The sequence below is a fragment of the Mesorhizobium sp. U510 genome (assembly GCF_059180695.1).
In genome coordinates this window covers 4,243,704-4,259,026 of the sequence record NZ_CP180532.1, presented here as the reverse complement: position 1 = coordinate 4,259,026, position 15,323 = coordinate 4,243,704, and the positions used below count along the sequence as shown (strand labels likewise).

At 62.9% G+C, this 15,323-nt stretch carries 11 protein-coding genes; 7 read left to right on the top strand and 4 right to left on the bottom strand.

Annotation, left to right across the window (positions count from 1 at the left end):
- Positions 1-101: 101 nt before the first annotated feature.
- Positions 102-2,558 (bottom strand): penicillin-binding protein 1A, encoded by a 2,457-nt coding sequence (locus ACLGL5_RS22245; RefSeq protein ID WP_019857912.1) that lies wholly within the window; start codon positions 2,556-2,558, stop codon positions 102-104.
- Positions 2,559-2,771: 213 nt separating this feature from the next.
- Entirely contained in the window at positions 2,772-4,034 is a 1,263-nt protein-coding gene (locus ACLGL5_RS22240) for an N-acetylmuramoyl-L-alanine amidase (protein ID WP_069092045.1), read from the bottom strand.
- A gap of 651 nt (positions 4,035-4,685) precedes the next feature.
- On the opposite strand from ACLGL5_RS22240, the gene ACLGL5_RS22235 reads away from it, so the two are divergent.
- A complete protein-coding gene (locus ACLGL5_RS22235) occupies positions 4,686-7,640 on the top strand; it encodes an Rne/Rng family ribonuclease (protein WP_069092044.1) in 2,955 nt (984 codons plus the stop codon).
- Positions 7,641-7,747: 107 nt separating this feature from the next.
- Here ACLGL5_RS22235 and ACLGL5_RS22230 read toward each other — a convergent pair whose 3' ends face one another.
- Both ACLGL5_RS22230 and ACLGL5_RS22225 read right to left on the bottom strand, forming a co-directional pair.
- Complete coding sequence (locus tag ACLGL5_RS22230; protein WP_019857908.1) at positions 7,748-8,713, bottom strand: glutaminase; 966 nt, start codon at positions 8,711-8,713, stop codon at positions 7,748-7,750.
- Positions 8,714-8,718: 5 nt separating this feature from the next.
- Positions 8,719-9,867 carry a pyridoxal phosphate-dependent aminotransferase gene (locus ACLGL5_RS22225; protein WP_069092043.1) on the bottom strand — a complete coding sequence of 383 codons (1,149 nt, stop codon included), beginning with the start codon at positions 9,865-9,867 and terminating at the stop codon, positions 8,719-8,721.
- A 147-nt stretch (positions 9,868-10,014) separates the two neighbouring features.
- Between ACLGL5_RS22225 and ACLGL5_RS22220 the strand changes: the two genes are divergently transcribed.
- The 6 genes from ACLGL5_RS22220 to aat all read left to right on the top strand — a co-directional run bounded on the left by ACLGL5_RS22220 (position 10,015) and on the right by aat (position 15,320).
- Positions 10,015-11,406 (top strand): tetratricopeptide repeat protein, encoded by a 1,392-nt coding sequence (locus ACLGL5_RS22220; RefSeq protein WP_083246728.1) that lies wholly within the window; start codon positions 10,015-10,017, stop codon positions 11,404-11,406.
- A gap of 64 nt (positions 11,407-11,470) precedes the next feature.
- Positions 11,471-12,271: a DsbA family protein gene (locus ACLGL5_RS22215; RefSeq protein WP_019857905.1), complete on the top strand. Its 801-nt coding sequence runs from the start codon at positions 11,471-11,473 to the stop codon at positions 12,269-12,271.
- 145 nt (positions 12,272-12,416) lie between these two features.
- Positions 12,417-12,851, top strand: coding sequence for a type II 3-dehydroquinate dehydratase (gene aroQ / locus ACLGL5_RS22210; RefSeq protein WP_019857903.1), 435 nt, complete (start codon positions 12,417-12,419; stop codon positions 12,849-12,851).
- 26 nt (positions 12,852-12,877) lie between these two features.
- Positions 12,878-13,336 (top strand): acetyl-CoA carboxylase biotin carboxyl carrier protein, encoded by a 459-nt coding sequence (gene accB, locus ACLGL5_RS22205; protein ID WP_038646562.1) that lies wholly within the window; start codon positions 12,878-12,880, stop codon positions 13,334-13,336.
- A gap of 10 nt (positions 13,337-13,346) precedes the next feature.
- Positions 13,347-14,690: an acetyl-CoA carboxylase biotin carboxylase subunit gene (gene accC, locus ACLGL5_RS22200; protein ID WP_069092041.1), complete on the top strand. Its 1,344-nt coding sequence runs from the start codon at positions 13,347-13,349 to the stop codon at positions 14,688-14,690.
- Between the two features lie 12 nt (positions 14,691-14,702).
- Positions 14,703-15,320: a leucyl/phenylalanyl-tRNA--protein transferase gene (gene aat, locus ACLGL5_RS22195; protein ID WP_038646560.1), complete on the top strand. Its 618-nt coding sequence runs from the start codon at positions 14,703-14,705 to the stop codon at positions 15,318-15,320.
- Positions 15,321-15,323 lie beyond the last annotated feature (3 nt).

The window sequence follows — 15,323 nt, the reverse complement described above, 5'->3', positions numbered from 1 at the left end:
AGTGACACTTCGGTCGGCGCGATACATAGGGACGGCGCCGCCATGTGTAAAGCGAAATGGGCCGGCCCCAAGGCCAGCCCAGCGATCCGCATCCGGCCCCGTCAGTAGAGCCCGCCGCCGCCGTCCTGGATGGCCTGGTTGGCCTGCGGCGACAGTGCGCCGCCCGACGCGTTGGAGCCGTCGGCGCCCATTCCGATCACCCAATAGCTGTCGGCGGGACCGGTGCCCGGCTTGAAGGCCTCGATGATGGTGCCGGGATCGCCCGACGCGGCACGCATGCCGGTCTTGCGATTGATCGCGATCAGATTCATGCCCTCCGGAACCTTGAAGTCGACATTGGGCGTGCCGTCCAGCGCCACGCGCATGAAATCCTTGAAGATCGGAGCGGCGAGACCACCACCGGTGGCGCCATGGCCAAGGCCGCGCGGCGTGTCGTAGCCCATGTATAGGCCGACCACGAGGTTCGGCGTGAAACCGATGAACCAGGCGTCCTTTTCGTCGTTGGTGGTGCCGGTCTTGCCGGCAATGTGGCGGCCGAGTTCGCCGATAGTGGCGCCGGTGCCGCGCTGGACCACGCCTTCCATCATCGAGGTGATCTGGTAAGCGGTCATCGGATCGAGCACCTGCTCGGAATTGTCGACCAGTTCCGGCTCCGGCTGGTTCTTCCATTCGCTCGCGTTGCAGCCTTCGCAGCCACGCTCATCCTGCTTGAATACTGTCTTGCCGTAGCGGTCCTGGATGCGGTCAATGAGCGAGGGTTTGATCGACTTGCCGCCATTGGCCATGATCGAATAGGCCGAAACCATGCGCATGACGGTGGTCTCGCCGGAGCCCAGCGCCATCGGCAGATACGGCGCCAAATGATCGTAGACGCCGAAGCGCTCGGCATATTCGACGACCAGCTTCATACCCATGTCGTTGGCAAGCCGCACTGTCATCAAATTGCGCGACTTCTCGATGCCGGAGCGCAGGGTTGCCGGCCCGGCGACGGTGCCGTCATAGTTCTTGGGCGTCCAGGTCGTGTTGCCGCTCTGTATGGTGATCGGTCCGTCCATGATCACCGAGGCCGGCGTATAGCCATTGTCGAGCGCCGCCGAATAGACGATCGGCTTGAACGAGGAGCCCGGCTGACGCATCGCCTGGGTGGCACGGTTGAATTCGGACTGCGCATAGGAGAAACCGCCGACCATGGCCAGCACACGGCCGGTGTGCGGATCCATGGCGATCAGGCCGCCTTCCACCTCGGGAACCTGGCGCAGGCTGTAGGTGTTGTCGGAGCCTTCGTTCTTCTGCACGAAGATGACGTCGCCGGGCTTGAGCACGTCGGCCGGCGACTTGGCCTTGACCGTCTTGCCGTCGACCATATGGCGCATGGCAAAGCCCATGTCGTCCTTGCTGACGGTGCCTTCGACGCGTTCCTTGACGATGTCGCCCGACGCCTGGCGCGCGGGCTGCAGGCCAATCGAGAGGCCTGATGCGGAGGAGTCGAGCACGACGGCCAGCGACCATTCAGGGACGTCTTCCAATCCCTTGACGGCGCCCAGCGGGACGCCCCAGTCGCCGGACACGTCGATTGACGTCACCGGCCCGCGATAGCCACGCAGCGTATCGTACTTGATCAAGCCGTTCTGCATCGCCTTGCGGGCGATGAGCTGGACTTTCGGATCAAGCGTGGTGCGGACGGACAGGCCGCCTTCGTAGAGCGCGTTCTCGCCGTAACGGGCGATGATCTGGCGGCGCACCTCTTCGGTGAAGTATTCGCCGGCGAACAGATAGGTGCCGGTACGGCGCGGCGTCACGCCGAGCGGCTCGGCCTTGGCCTTGTTGCCTTCCTCACGCGTGACGTAGCCATTTTCGACCATCTGGTCGATGACCCAGTTGCGGCGCTCGATCGCGCGATCGGCATGCTTGAAGGGATGGTAGTTGTTGGGGCCTTTCGGCAGCGACGCCAGGTAGGCGGCCTCGGCCACGGTCAGTTCGTTCACCGACTTGTCGAAATAGGTAAGCGCCGCGCCGGCGACACCATAGGCGCCGAAACCGAAGAAGATTTCGTTGAGGTAGAGCTCGAGGATACGATCCTTGGGATAGGCCTGCTCGATGCGGAAGGCCAGGATCATTTCCTTGATCTTGCGCTCGTAGGTCTGGTCCGCGGTCAACAGGAAGTTCTTGGCCACCTGCTGGGTGATCGTCGAAGCGCCGACCTGGCGCCTGCCCGACCCGAAATTCTGCAAGTTGACGATGATGGCGCGGCCAAGGCCGGTCACGTCGATGCCGGGGTGGTTGTAGAAGTTCTTGTCTTCCGCCGACAGGAAGGCCGCCTTGACGCGATCCGGGATAGCCTGGATCGGCAAATACAAGCGCCGCTCGCGCGCGTATTCGGCCATCAGCGAGCCATCCGAGGCGTGGATGCGCGTGGTCACCGGCGGCTCGTATTTGGCCAGCACCTCGTAGTCGGGCAGATCCTTCGACAGATGGCTGATGTAAATGGCAACGCCCGCCGCGACCAGAAGGGCCAGCGTCGTGCCGATGCCGAAGAAATAGCCAATGAGACGAATCATACCCGCTCCAGTCCTTGGTTCGGGAATTTCCTAAACGAAGCCGCCTTCCACGCAAGCTTTCGAGCCGGTCCCAATCCGTATTCGAAAACCCATGTCGCCACCATGTGGACAAAATACGGCAAGGCCTGATTTCGTGACCGCCCGCTGCAAATAAAGGCACCGGGTGTTGTCATCCAGCAACGCCGCCTCTGGTTGCAGGCGCCGCAAGGCATGTCAACCTCCGGTTCCAGCCCCGGCCTTGGCGGACGCGAACAGCGCAACGGCGTTGGTGATGCTTTGTGCGGCCTTGCCGCGCCATTCCGCGTTAAGCAGTTGCGCCTCGTCCTTGGCATTCGAGAGATAGCCGAGTTCGACCAGCACGGATGGCACGTCCGGCGCTTTCAATACTTTGAAGCCCGCGGAACGCTGCGGATTGTTGATGAGACCGACGCTGGTCGAAAGCTGGCCGACCAACGTGTGTGCGAAACTCATCGAGAAGGTGTGTGTCTCACGGCGGATCAGGTCGATCAGGATATCGGTCACTTCCTTGTTATCGTCCTTGATGACCATACCGGCGAACTGATCGGAGAGATTTTCTCGGTCGGCGAGCGCCTGCGCCTCGGGATCCGACGCCTTGTCGGAGACGGTATAGACCGTGGCGCCGCGGATGCCCTTGACGCTGATCGTGTCGGCATGGATCGAAATCAGCAGATCGGCCTCATGTTGGCGGGCAATGCGCACGCGGTCGTCCAGACGCAGATATTCATCGGTGTCGCGGGTCATGAAGACATCATATTTGCCGATGGCCGCGAGCTTGTCGCGCAGTTCCGTGGCGAAGGCCAGCGTGACGTTCTTCTCGATGGTGCCGTTCAGACCCTCGGCGCCGCCGTCGACGCCGCCATGGCCGGGATCGATGACGACGGTGAAGCGGTGGCCGGGATTGGAGACCGGCCCGGTGCCAACCCGCCCGCCCTTGTCGGTCGAAACCGTCGAGCCGGTGGTCAGTGCCTGGTTGGCAAGGGCGGCGTCGAACTCCCGTTCGGAGGCCGCCGACATGTCGACGGCAATGCGGTAGCCGGTTCCGTCCTCATTCTTGAGCACATCCAGCTTGTCGACGGCGAACGGCCCCTTGCCGGTAAGGATCAGCCGCGAGACACCGTCGCCGAGTGCGCCCAGGCGCACGCCCTTGACCAGGCCGCGTGGCTTCAAATCCTTGGCGTCGATGGCCAGCCTGGTATTCGCCAGGTCGATGACCAGACGATTGGGTCCGCGCAGCAGGAACCATTTGATATCAGGCTCGCGATCGAAGTCCATGACGATGCGCATCTTGGTGGCATCGCCCGCCATCTTGTAGCCCTTTGCCACCAGCGGCGCATCGGCGGCGTCGGCAACGGAAAAAAAGGCCTGGGAAATCACCACCAGCAGCGACAGACATAGAGCGGCAAGAATCCGGCCGCCAACACGACATCCCTTGCCTGTGAAGTCTGCCAGTCCCATCTCTCTTCCAGTCGCTCCCGGTTTGGCGCCAGGCGCCCGCTCGTTTCGTCGAAGTGCCGGTTAGGCCGCGAACTCGATTAACGATTGGTATCCAGAGAAGGTTAACCAAGCCTTTTCACGCAAGGATTGGACCCCAGGCTTACGTTACGGAACTGCTTTTTGCCGGCATCGGAAATCGGGGTTGCCTTCCAACCCGCCAAATCATAAAAGCGATAGTGGATCACTGCAATCCTGGAACCGCCCTCCTCCGCAGCTTCCTGCTACAGGGTCAGATGAAAGGCGGCTCCTTTCGCTTCACGCGAAAAGGCTTCAGGTGATTGCGACGAATTTCGCAGGTGTGCTCCCGTGGCGGGGGAATCACCTGCGTGAGGAAAACGGCCGGGTTTGTCCCCGTGCCGGCTCTGTATGAGCAAACAAGCTGGTCCGGTTTCCGGGCTTTGGTTCAAAAGGTTCCGCTGGTGACGATGGCTTCAAGCGCAATCATGGAAAGGTCCGCATCAAACCGCGCCAGTATGGCAGCGGGCGGCACCGCCATGACACGCAGGCACCGTCCGGCGGACATTCAATTATCCGGCACCCACTCTCCAGACACACAGCAGCGGGCTTTGCCCCGCCAGCTGCGGCTGACGGCTGCCGGGGGGAAACGAAATAATGCCCAACAAAATGCTGATAGACGCCTCCCACCCGGAGGAAACACGCGTTGTCGTCGTACGCGGTAACCGTATCGAAGAATTCGACTTTGAATCCCAGGACAAGAAGCAGCTCAAAGGAAATATCTACCTCGCCCGCGTAACGCGCGTCGAACCCTCCCTTCAGGCAGCCTTTGTCGAATATGGCGGCAACCGTCACGGTTTTCTCGCCTTCAGTGAAATACACCCCGACTACTACCAGATCCCGGTGGCCGACCGTCAGGCACTGCTGCGCGCCGAAGCGCAGGAGGCCGAGGACGAAGAGGACGAGGATGGTGACGGCGATGACCGCCAGAGCCGCGATCGCGGTCGGCGCGGACGCCGGCGCGGCGGCAAGAGCCGCGAGCGCGGTGAGCACAAGCGCGATACCGGCGAGGCAGGCGAAGGCTCCGGCGAGCCAAGCGAAGGCAACGACAGCGGCGACATCGTTGTCGAGGAGATTTCACACACCTCCGAGATCATCGAACACGCAGCCGATACATCGGAACATTCCGAGCCCTCGGGGCATGCCGATACATCAGGCCATGATGAAGGTTCCACCGATCAGGACGAAACCGAAACCCGCGAGGGTGGTCCGACATCGATCGCCGCCGCGGTCGAAGGCGATGTGATTTCCGAACCTGTCTCGCAGACGGAACAGGCCACTGAAACCACATCCAGCGACAATGATCGTGGCATGTTGGAGGAAGTACAGTCCTCGCATCCCGATGATCACGAGGTCGAATCGGTCGGCGCCGAGGACGCTCTGGAAGAAGTGCGCAACCGTCGCAAACCGGTGCGCCGCCAGTACAAGATCCAGGAAGTGATCAAGCGCCGGCAGATCCTGCTGGTTCAGGTCGTCAAAGAAGAGCGCGGCAACAAGGGCGCCGCACTCACCACCTATCTGTCGCTTGCCGGCCGCTATTCGGTGCTGATGCCGAACACGGCGCGCGGCGGCGGCATTTCGCGCAAGATCACCAGCGCGGTCGATCGCAAGCGCCTGAAGGAGGTCGTTGCCGATCTCGAAGTGCCGCAAGGCATGGGCGTCATACTGCGCACGGCCGGCGAGAGCCGTACCAAGGCCGAGATCAAGCGCGATTATGAATATCTGATGCGGCTGTGGGAAAACGTGCGCAATCTCACGCTCCAGTCCACCGCCCCTGCCCTCGTCTATGAGGAAGGCAGCCTGATCAAGCGTTCGGTGCGCGACCTCTATAACAAGGATATCGACGAGATCCTTGTCTCCGGCGAGGAAGGCTACCGCGAAGCCAAGGACTTCATGCGCATGCTGATGCCGAGCCACGCCAAGGTGGTTCAGCCGTTCCGCGACACGACGCCGATCTTCGTGCGCAACGGCATCGAGGCGCAGCTCGACCGCATGCTGCAGCCGCAGGTGACGCTGAAGAGCGGCGGCTACATCATCATCAACCAGACCGAGGCGCTGGTCGCTATCGACGTCAATTCGGGCCGCTCCACCAAGGAGCACTCGATCGAGGACACCGCGCTCCACACCAATCTGGAAGCGGCCGAAGAAGTTGCCCGTCAGCTCAGGCTGCGCGATCTCGCCGGCCTGATCGTCATCGACTTCATCGACATGGAGGAGAACCGCAACAACCGCTCCGTCGAGAAGCGGCTGAAGGATCACCTCAAGAACGACCGTGCGCGCATCCAGGTCGGCCGAATCTCGCATTTCGGCCTAATGGAGATGTCACGCCAGCGCATCCGCGCCAGCGTGCTGGAATCGACCATGAAGCCCTGCCCGCATTGCGGCGGCACCGGCCATGTCAGGTCCGATTCGTCGGTGGCGCTGATGGTGGTGCGGGCGATCGAGGAATTCCTGCTCAAGGATTCGCGCAGCCACATCACCGTGCGCACGCCGGCGGCAACCGCGCTCTACGTGCTCAACCACAAGCGCGGCACGCTGGTGGAACTGGAAAGCCGCTTCGGCCTGACCATCACCATCGAGGCCGACGATACGGTTGGCGCGCAGCACTACGCGATCTTCCGCGGCGCGCTGGCCGAGAAGCCCGAGGGTTTCGTCGAGGTCCGCAGCCTGCCGGCCTATGTCGAGCCTGAGGAGCCCGAGGACGAGATTGCCGTCGTCGAGGAAGACGATGAGGTCGTGGTCCAGGCCGAGCAGCCACGCCAGCAGCCGCAGCAGAACCAGCAGCCGCGGCCTGCCGGCAGCGAAGATGGCGAAGGCCGAGACCGCAAGCGTCGCAAGCGCCGCAGACGTCGCGGCGGCAGGGATCGCGACCGCGAGCATGGCGCTCCGGCGGACGGCTCATCCATCTCCACTCAGGCCGGCGATTTCGCCGGCGCGGCAGACGCGGCAGGCGACGATGACGGCGTACAGGACGACGCCGCCCCGATCGCTGCCAGCGCTTCCGACGAGGCGGTGCAGGCCGCGGATGACGGCCAGGGCAAGAAGCGCCGGCGCGGCAAGCGCGGCGGCAAGCGCAACCGTCGCGAAGACGGTGAAGGCGAGAGCGAGGCAAGCGCCGGCGAGGCGACCGAGGCTTCGGAAGCCGATGCTTCCGAAAGCGAGCCTGCCTCGATCGAACCGGTGGCTGTTGCCGCGGTGACGGAAGAACCGGTGGCCGCGGCGGGCGAAGAGGTGCCAAGCACCGAGAAGCCCAAGAAGCCGCGTCGCGCAGCCAAGCCGAAGAAGGCAGCCGCCGAAGCGGTCGCTGAAACCGCTGTTGTCGAAGCGGCCGCAGAAGCGCCAGTCGAGCCTCCGGTGGCGGCTGCTGAGGAGGCGGTGGTTGCACCCGTTGCGCAAGAGTCTTCGAAGGCCCGGCCGTCACGACGCAAGCCGGCGGCCATCGACGCGCCCGTGGTGCCGGTGGTGTCCTCGACCGTCGCCGATGAGCCGGAAGCCAAGACCGAAGAAAAGCCGAAGCGCGCCGGCTGGTGGCAGCGGAAGGGCTTTTTCTAAGCATTTCAACTGGTTGAAGTGACTTTCTAATAAAAGAATCCCACGCCGATCGAAAGACGGCGCGGGATTTTTCACATTGCGCGTTCCAACAGGTGGCGAAGCGCTGGCTAAGGCGCGAAGATCGACCAGTTCATCATCCTGGCCAGCTTTTCCAGCGCGATCGAACCCAGCTTGGAATTGCCGTTGGCGTTGAGGCCGGGCGACCACACCGCAAGCGACGCCACACCCGGCACAATGCCCAATATGCCGCCGCCGACGCCACTTTTGCCGGGTATGCCGACACGGAAGGCGAAATCGCCGGAGCCGTCATAGTGGCCGCAAGTCAGCATCATGGCGCCGATGCGCCGTGCCCGCTCCGCCGACACCACGGAATGGCCTGTCGCCGGGTTCTTGCCGCCATTGGCGAGGAAGCGGCCGGCCATCGCCAATTGCCGGCAACTCATGGCTATGGCGCAATGGTGGAAATAGACGCCCAGTGCCAGTTCCGGAGCATGATGAAGATTGCCGAAGGATTTCATGTAGTTGGCGAGCGCGAAGTTGCGATAGCCGGTGGCACGTTCGGACGCCGCGACCTCACGGTCGATGATGATGGTCTCGTCGTCGGCGAGAAACTGGATGAAGCGCAGGATCTCGCCGATCGCCTCGCGCGGCTGATGGCCGGCAAGCAGGATATCGGAAATGACGATGGCGCCTGCATTGATGAACGGATTGCGCGGGATGCCGTTCTCGTGCTCGAGCTGGACGATCGAGTTGAATGGATTGCCGGACGGCTCGCGCCCGACCCTTTTCCACAGCGCGTCGCCGACATTGCCAAGCGCCAGCGTCAGGGTGAACACCTTGGAGATGCTCTGGATCGAAAATGCCTGGTCGGCATCGCCCGCCATCAGCACGCGGCCGTCATTGGTGACGGCGGCAATGCCGAATTTCCTCGGGTCGACCTTGCCCAATTGAGGAATGTAGGTGGCGACATCGCCGCGATCGGTGCGTTCGGCCATTTCGGCGGCGACTTCGGCCAAAGCCTGATCAAGTTTGGGGGCCTGATCAAATTTGGGGGCCTGTTCGAGTTCCGGCATCGGGGCTACCTCAACCAGCGTTCGATGCGCGCCATCGCCTCGACCATGTCGTCGTGGCTGCCGGCATAGGAAAACCGCATCGTGCGATGTCCGGCCTGGGTGTCGAAGTCGCGGCCGGGCGTCGCCGCGACATGCGCCTCGGCCAGCATCTTGCGCGCGAAGGCCATGCTGTCATTGCTGTGGCGGGTGACATCGCAAAACGCATAGAAGGCGCCGTCCATGGGCGCGGCCAGCGGGAAGCCGAGTTCCGGCAAGCGTTTCATCAGCAGTTCACGGTTCCAGGCATAGCGGCCCTTGATCGCTTCCAGCTCTTCGGTCGCGGCAAAGGCTTCGATAGCCCCGATCTGCGACAGTTCGGGAGGCGAAATGTAGAGGCTCTGGGCGATGCGTTCGACCGGCCGCACGAGCGCTTCCGGCAACACCATCCAGCCGATGCGCCAGCCGGTCATGCAATAGTATTTCGAGAAGGAATTGATCACCGTGACGCTGTTGCCGAAGGCAAGTGCGGTGGTGTCAGGCGCGCCATAGGCCAACCGGTGGTAGATCTCGTCGGAAATGACGGCGATGCCCAGTGTCTCCGCCGTGTCGACCAGCGCCGACAGTTCGTCGGCCGGTATGATCGCACCGGTCGGGTTGGCGGGGCTCGCGAAAAGCGCACCTTTCAGAGGTTTCTCGCGATGCGCGGCCTCCAGATGACCGGCATGCAGATAGGCTGCGTCGCCAAGTTCGATCTCGACCACATCGATGCCGAGTGCCGCCATGATATTGCGATAGGCGGGATAGCCGGGTGCCGCGATGGCAACGCGATCGCCCGGATCGAACATCGCCAGGAAGGCGAGATTGAAGGCCGCCGACGAACCCGTGGTCACCGCGATCCGGGCGGGCTCGACTTCGAGCCGATAGTGATCCGCGTAATGCGCGGCGATCGCCTTGCGCAGGCCGGCCAGCCCCAGTGTGTCGGTGTAGCCGATGCGGCCGACCTGCAAGGCTTCGGCCGCGGCGGCGCGAACCCGCGCGGGCGCCGGGTCGGACGGCTGGCCGACCGCCATGGAGATCACCGGCACGCCTTGCGCCTTCAGTCTGTTGGCTTCGGCCAGCACATCCATGGCGTGGAATGGCTCGACATTGCCACGACGTGAGAGCGAAACGACCATTTTATCCCTATCCCGACGGTTTGGCGCACCACGCCCCCGAATACATGCGCCGCACAAATGCCCGATTGATGTGAGGATCACAAGTTGAGGAAGTTTTCCGGTGCCGACTTTTCATCTTTCGCCCGCTCGTCTACCAGTGGACACGTCATGTTGAGCCGACCCAGATCGACGATTGCCAGGATTGCGCGTGTTTTCACGACGCTTTCGCTTGGCCTTGCCGTTGGCGTGGCAAGTTCGGTCACCGCCTTCGCTCAGAGCGTTCCGGTGGTGCGAGATGCCGAGATCGAGGCTTTGGTGCGCGACTATGCGCGGCCGATCTTCAAGGCGGCAGGGCTGGCGAATGACGGCATCGACATCGTCCTGGTCAATGATTCCAGCTTCAACGCTTTCGTCACCGGGCGACGGCTGTTCATCAACACCGGCGCGCTGATGACGGCGGAAACACCCAACGAGATCATCGGTGTCATCGCGCACGAGGCCGGCCATATCGCCGGCGGCCACCAGCAGAAACTGCGTGACCAGCTCGAGCGCGCCAAGACGATGGCCATCATTGCGACCTTGCTTGGCGCGGGCGCGATGGTCGCTGGCGCGACCACCAACAGCCGCGGCCTTGCCGGCGCCGGCATGGGCGTGGCCGCCGGTGGCGGCGAGATGGCACAGCGCAGCATCCTCGCCTACCAGCGCACCGAGGAGATAACGGCCGACCGCTCCGCCATCACCTATCTCAACGCCACCGGCCAGTCCGGCATGGGCATGCTGAAGACGTTCCGGCGCTTCCAGACCGCGCTGTCGCTGTCGGGTGCGCAAGTCGATCCCTATCGGATCAGCCATCCGATGCCGCAGGAGCGCATCGCCAATCTCGAAGTGCTGGTGAAGCAGAGCCCCAATGTCGACAAGCCCGACCCGCCGGCCTTGCAGCAGCGCCATGACATGATGCGGGTGAAGATCGCCGTCTACATGGAAGGCCAGGCCACCGCCGCGCGGCTCATGCAAAAGATGAGAGGCAGCCTCGCCGGGCAGTATGGCGACGCCCAATCGACCTACCTCTACGGCGACATCGCCGGCGCACTCGCCAAGACCAATGCCCTGATCAAGGCGCAGCCGAAGAATGCCTATTTCCAGGAGTTGCGCGGCGACATCCTGATGAAGGCCAACAAGCCCAAGGACGCGGCGGAAGCCTACGCCAAGGCGGTCAGCCTCGATCAGGCGCGGTCCGGCTTGCTGCCTGTCTCGCTCGGCCAGGCGCTGATGGCGGTCGGCACGCCTGACTCGCTGAAAAAAGCCGTCGTGCAGATCAACAATGGCCTGGGACGCGACAAGGAAAATTCCGCCGGCTATCGCTACCTGGCGCAGGCTTATGGCGAGCTGGGTGACATACCGGGCGCCGAGCTTGCCACCGCGGAAGGTCATTTCTATTCCGGTAACTACAAGGATGCGAAGATCTTCGCCATGCGGGCGCAGCAGCAGATGAAGCGCGGCGAGCCGCGCTGGATACGCGCCCAGGACATCATAAACTACAAATCGTCAAACAAGATCTAGTGAACCTTCCGGTCACGCACTGCGACACAGCCGGACCAGGAAACAGGCAAAAGGAACGAGAACGATGAAAAAGGCACTGCTGCTGGGCACCACGGGGGTCGCTGTCGTCCTTGCCATGCTGGCTTTCGGTTTCGTGGCCGGCAGCCCACAGATGGCCAAGGCCGGTACGGCGCAGCCTGTCCAGACGATCGCCGATACCAAGATCGACCGTGCCGAGGTCGAGGGGATCATCCGTGACTATCTCCTGAAGAACCCCGAGGTGCTGCTCGAAGTGCAGGACGCGCTCGAGGCCAAGCAGAAGGAAGAGCAGCGCATCGCCTCGCTCGGCGTCATCAAGGGCGCCAAGGACCAGATCTTCAACTCCGCCTTCGACGGCGTCGTCGGCAATCCGAACGGAAAGGTGACGATCGTCGAGTTCTACGATTACAATTGCGGCTTCTGCAAACGCGCCATCGAGGACATGCGGGCGCTGACCAAATCCGATCCGGATCTGCGCTTCGTGCTCAAGGAATTCCCGATCCTCGGCCCGGATTCGCAGAAAGCGAGCGTCGTTTCGATGGCGTTCCACCTGATGATGCCGGAGAAGTACGGCGAGTTCCACAATGCGCTGCTCGGCGGCCAGGGACGCGCCACCGAGGCGGCCGCGATCAAGGTCGCGCTTTCGCTGGGCGCCGACGAGGCGACGCTGCGCGAGAAGATGAAGGATGCTTCGATCCCCGAGGCGTTCTCCAAGACCTACGATCTTGCCAACAAGCTGGCGATCACCGGAACGCCGTCCTACGTCGTCGGCAACGAGGTCGTGTTCGGGGCTCTCGGGCAGGACGTGTTGGCGGAAAAGATAAAGGCGGCGAAAGCCGCGCTTTGATCGGCCCGCGGTTTTCTTCACGGGCGCATTTCTGCCTGTTGTGGACAGTGAAAGAACGCACTTGCGCTCTTTTCGCGGACGACTATGCCCGGTATAGAGGCCCAGCGCGCCGGTTTGATACCGGCGCGGGAAAAGGTCGGTTTTTTTGAAAACGGTTTTCGTGCTGAACGGTCCCAATCTCAACGCGCTCGGCAAGCGCGAGCCGGGCATCTATGGCGGCAAGACGCTTGCCGCGATCGCCGACGACTGCAAGCAGGCCGGCGCGTCGCTCGGGCTCGAGATCGATTTCCGCCAGTCGAACCATGAGGGTGACCTTGTCGACTGGATCCAGGAAGCCGGCGACAAGGCTGCCGGCATCGTCATCAATCCAGGCGCCTACAGCCACACCTCGATCGCCATCCATGACGCCATCCGTTCGGTCGCACCGCTGCCGGTCGCCGAAGTTCACCTTTCCAACATCCATGCGCGGGAATCATTCCGCCACGTCTCCATGGTCGCGCCGGTCGCCGTCGGCATGATCTGTGGCTTTGGGCCGCTCGGCTACACGCTGGCGCTACAGGCGCTGGCCGCACGCCTATGACCGGCCAACAAACAGAAGGCTCGAAAATGTCGATAAAGAAGACCGGTGTTGACCAGCAACTGATCCGCGATCTGGCGGGCATACTGAACGACACCAACCTGACCGAGATCGAGGTTGAACTGGGCGACCTGAAGGTGCGCGTGTCGCGGCAGGCCCCTGCCGTCCATGCGATCGCGGCGCCCCAGCCCAGCTATGCGCCGGCAGCAGCCCAGCCCGCGGTCGCGGCCGGCCCGGCCACGGTCGACGTGTCGAAGAACGCGGTGGCCTCGCCAATGGTCGGCACCGCCTATCTGGCGCCGTCGCCCGACGCCAAGCCGTTCATCGAGGTCGGCCAGACGGTCAAGGAAGGCCAGACGCTGCTGATCATCGAGGCGATGAAGACGATGAACCAGATCCCCTCGCCGCGCGCCGGCACGGTAACGGCGATCCTGTTCGAGGATGCCACGCCGGTCGAATACGGCATGCCGCTCGTCGTGATCGAGTAGAGCGGGCCGGATGTTCCAGAAGATCCTCATCGCCAATCGCGGCGAAATCGCGCTTCGGGTGCTGCGCGCCTGCAAGGAACTCGGCATCCAGACGGTGGTGGTGCATTCGACCGCCGACGCCGACGCCATGCATGTGCGGCTTGCCGACGAGAGCGTCTGCATTGGCCCGCCGCCATCCCGCGACAGCTATCTCAACATCCATCAGATCGTCGCGGCCTGCGAGATCACCGGCGCCGACGCGGTACATCCGGGTTATGGCTTCCTGTCCGAGAACGCCAAGTTCGCCGACATACTGGCCGCGCACAACATCACCTTTATCGGCCCGACCGGCGACCATATCCGCGTCATGGGCGACAAGATCGAGGCCAAGCGCACCGCCAAGCGCCTCGGCATCCCGGTCGTGCCCGGGTCCGACGGCGCGGTGACCGAGGAGAAGGAAGCCAAGCGAATTGCCGCCGAAATCGGCTATCCTGTGATCATCAAGGCCTCCGCCGGCGGCGGCGGACGCGGCATGAAGGTCGCGCACACCGAGGCCGACCTCGAGGTCGCTCTGCAGACGGCGCGCTCGGAAGCAGGCGCCGCTTTCGGCGACGACGCCGTCTACATCGAGAAGTATCTGCAGAAGCCGCGCCATATCGAAGTGCAGGTGTTCGGCGACGGCTTTGGCCGCGGCGTGCATTTCGGCGAGCGCGACTGTTCGCTGCAACGGCGCCACCAGAAAGTCTGGGAAGAGGCCAATTCGCCGGCGCTCAACGCCGAGGAACGGTCCCGCATCGGCGGCATCTGCGCCAAGGCCATTGCCGATCTCGGCTATTCCGGCGCCGGCACGATCGAGTTCCTCTACGAGAATGGCGAGTTCTATTTCATCGAGATGAACACACGCCTGCAGGTTGAACATCCGGTGACGGAAGCAATCACCGGCATCGATCTCGTGCATGAGCAGATCCGCGTCGCTTCCGGCGGCGGCCTTTCCGTCAGGCAGGAAGACATCAAGTTCAATGGCCACGCCATCGAATGCCGCATCAATGCCGAGGATCCGCGCACCTTCACCCCCTCGCCCGGCACCATCACGCATTTCCACACGCCAGGCGGTCTCGGCATTCGTGTCGATTCCGGCGTCTATTCCGGCTACAAGATCCCGCCCTATTACGACAGCCTGATCGGCAAGCTGATCGTGCATGGGCGCAACCGCGTCGAATGCATGATGCGGCTGCGCCGGGCGCTGGATGAATTCGTCGTCGACGGTATCAAGACGACGTTGCCGCTGTTTCGCGATCTGGTCGGCAATGCCGACATCGCCAATGGCGACTATGACATCCACTGGCTGGAAAAATACCTGGCCAAGGAAGAGTAGTCCGGGGACGCGATGACCCGTCCTTACGCGCCCGGCTATCGCATTCCCACCGACCTTCTGCTCAAGGCCTACGCTTCGGGCGTCTTCCCGATGGCCGAAAGCGCCAGCGACCCAGAAGTGTTCTGGGTGCGGCCGGAGACGCGCGGCATCATCCCGCTCGACGGGTTCCACACGCCCAAAAGCCTGAGGAAGACGATCCGCAAAAACCTGTTCGACATCCGTTTCGACTTCGATTTCGAAGCGACGATCGACGGCTGTGCCGAAAAGCGCGAGGAGCGGCGATCGACCTGGATCAACGCGCCGATCCGCGAGGCCTATGTGCAGTTGCACCGCATGGGCCATTGCCATTCGGTCGAGGCCTGGCGCGGGGACCAGTTGGTCGGCGGTCTCTACGGCGTGTCGCTTGGACGGGTTTTCTTCGGCGAAAGCATGTTTTCCAAGGAGACGGATGCGTCGAAGATCTGCCTCGTGCATCTGGTCGAGCGCTTGAAGGCACGCGGCTTCGCTCTACTTGATACGCAATTCACCACCGAGCACCTCAAGCGCTTCGGGGCTGTCGACGTGCCACGCGGCAAGTATGAGAGAATGCTCGCCGATGCGTTGAAGGGCGAGGCGATCTTCTTTCCGTGACTG